The sequence below is a fragment of the Sulfitobacter sp. HI0129 genome (assembly GCF_001635395.1).
GTDB lineage: Bacteria > Pseudomonadota > Alphaproteobacteria > Rhodobacterales > Rhodobacteraceae > Sulfitobacter.
The window spans coordinates 1-2,586 of the sequence record NZ_LWGH01000568.1 but is presented as its reverse complement, the minus strand read 5'-3'; the positions used below and the strand labels follow the sequence as shown (position 1 = coordinate 2,586).

At 65.8% G+C, this 2,586-nt stretch carries 4 protein-coding genes; all 4 read right to left on the bottom strand.

The features are described 5' to 3' along the window. The coding region (locus A3764_RS15295) for a sensor histidine kinase (RefSeq protein WP_067951733.1) at window positions 1-817 on the bottom strand (817 nt) is incomplete at its 3' end. 3 nt (window positions 818-820) lie between these two features. After that, complete coding sequence (locus tag A3764_RS15290) at window positions 821-1,342, bottom strand: gamma carbonic anhydrase family protein (protein WP_067923666.1); 522 nt, start codon at window positions 1,340-1,342, stop codon at window positions 821-823. Next, window positions 1,339-1,983, bottom strand: a complete 645-nt coding sequence (gmk, locus tag A3764_RS15285; protein WP_067923669.1) for a guanylate kinase — start codon at window positions 1,981-1,983, stop codon at window positions 1,339-1,341. The genes A3764_RS15290 and gmk overlap by 4 nt, the downstream gene beginning before the upstream one ends. Window positions 1,984-1,989: 6 nt before the next feature. Further along, window positions 1,990-2,586: YicC family protein (locus tag A3764_RS15280; RefSeq protein ID WP_067951732.1), on the bottom strand; the 597-nt coding region annotated here is incomplete at its 5' end.

Here is a 2,586-nt window from a genome sequence, read left to right as displayed (position 1 = left end):
CGCGCAAGCTGGCCGTCCGCAACGCCGGGTCATGCTCGCGCAGGGAGACATCCAGATGAACCGCCCTGCCCGGCCCGCCATATTTGATCGCGTTTTCCAGCAGGTTGGTGAAGACCTGCTGCAACTCGTCCGCATCGCCGCGCAGGGGGGCCTGCGGTAGCTCCGGCGGATCGGGCAGCGTGACGTTCTGCGCTGACGCGACGGGGGCAAGATTGCGCAGCGTCGCCTCCAGCACCTTTACCAGATCCACCCGTTCCTTGGGGCGCACCCGCTCGTTCGCCTCGACCCGGCTCAGCGCCAGCAGGTCCCCGACAAGCCGGTTCATCCGCTCCGCCTCCTGCGCCATGACGCCCAGAAACCTGTCGCGCGCGGCGGCATCGTCCCGCGCCGGGCCGCGCAGGGTTTCGATGAAACCCATGAGCGCGGTAAGCGGCGTGCGCAGTTCATGACTGACATTGGCCACGAAATCGCGGCGCATCTGGCCCGCTGCGGCTTCATCGGTCGTGTCCTGAAAGATCAGCAGGGTGACACCGGCCCCCGCCACCGGGCAGATCGCCACGTCATAGACGGTTTCGCGGCCCGCTTGGGCGGCATGATACCGTGCGCGCCGGGCCGTCGCATCGGCGAGCGAGCCTTCGACCGCCTCCACCAGTGCCGGTTGGCGCAGCACGGTGATGAAATGCCGCCCCACGGCGGCATGGCCCAGCAGGCCGGCGGCTTGCGTGTTCAGCGCCAGAATCTGTTCGCGCGCGTCGATGGCGAGCGTCGGCTGCGGCAGGCTGCGGACGAGATCGCCGATCGGCAGCCGGAGCGACATCGGTCAGAGCGGTGCCAGATCGCGGCGGAACCGGGCGGCGACCTGCGTATAGTGCAGTGCGCTGGCGGTGATGCGCTGGATCGCCTGCGCGTCGAGTTCGCGAACAACCTTTCCCGGGCTGCCCATGACAAGGCTGTTGTCGGGGATCACCTTGTTCTCGGTCACCAGGGCACCGGCTCCGATCAGGCAGTTCTTGCCGATCTTCGCCCCGTTGAGAATGGTGGCGCCCATGCCAACCAACGTGTTGTCCCCCACGGTGCAGCCATGCAGCATGACCTTGTGACCGATGGTGCAGTTCCGCCCCACGGTCAGCGGGAAACCGATGTCGGTGTGAAAGACGCAGTTCTCTTGCACGTTGCTGCCCTGCCCCACGACGATAGGCTCGTTGTCACCTCTGAGCGTGGCCCCGAACCAGACCGATGACCCTTCGGAAAGCGTTACGGTGCCGATGACGTTGGCGTCGGGTGCGACCCAGGCGTCGGCGTGGACTTCGGGCGTGTCATCACCCAGTGCATAGAGTGTCATGTCGTCTCCTCGAATTCGGATTGCAGCTTGCGGACGTGTTCGTTGAGCCATGGCTGCTGGATACGCCGCAGGCGGGTGGCTTCGACGATGGTGCGCAGGCGCTCTTCGGTCCTGTCAAGATCGTCGTTCACCAGAACATAGTCATAGCCACCCCAATGGCTGATCTCGTCCCAGCTTTTTTCCATCCGGCGTGCGATCACGCTGGCGGAATCCAGATCCCGCTTTTCCAGCCGCTTGCGCAGTTCCGCGATGGAGGGCGGCAGCAGGAAGATCGACAGCGTATGCGGCCCGAGCGCTGAATTGGTGATCTGCTGGGCCCCCTGCCAGTCGATGTCGAACAGGACGTCGCGCCCGGCCTCGATCGCTTCTTCCACCGGGCCGCGGGGCGAGCCGTAGAAATTGCCGAAGACATGGGCATGTTCCAGCATCGCGTCGGCGGCGACCTGCTCCTTGAACTTCTTTTCCGACATGAAATGATAATCCGCGCCGTCCACCTCACCCGCGCGCATCGCCCGGGTGGTGGCGGAGACGGAAAAGGTCAGCCCTTCGTCCCAGGCGCGCAGGCGATGCGCCAGCGTCGATTTACCGGCACCCGAGGGCGAGGACAGGATGATCAGCAGGCCGCGTCGCTTGGCGGTCATATCGGGTTACTCCACATTCTGGACCTGTTCGCGCATCTGGTCGATCACGGCCTTCAGCGCCAGACCGACGCGCGTGACATCGGTGTTCTGCGCTTTTGAGCACAGGGTGTTCGCTTCGCGATTGAATTCCTGCATCAGGAAATCGAGCCGGCGGCCCACCGCGCCGCCTTCGTCGATCAGCGCGCGTGCCGCGGCGACATGGGCCGACAAGCGGTCCGTTTCCTCGGTCACGTCGGATTTTACCGCGATCAGCGCGAGTTCCTGCGCGACGCGATCGGGGTCCGCGCCATCGGCATTGTCCATCACCTTGGCGAGGTTGCGGCGCAGCGTCTCGCCGATCTGGGCCGCGCGGGCCTTGACGGCGTTCACGGCTTCGGCAGTCAGCGCCTCGATCTCGTCGATCTGGCCCCGCAGCAACGCCTCCAGCGCCGCGCCCTCGGCTTGCCGCATCGCGTCGAAGGCCGCGAGCGTTTCGCCGAACTGATCCAGCAATGCGCGGTCGAGACCTTCGACCTCTTCGGTGGGATTGGTCTGCTCCAGCACGCCGCGCATCCCGGCCAGATCGGTCGCGCGGGACGGCGCAAGCGACAGGCCCGCCTCCAT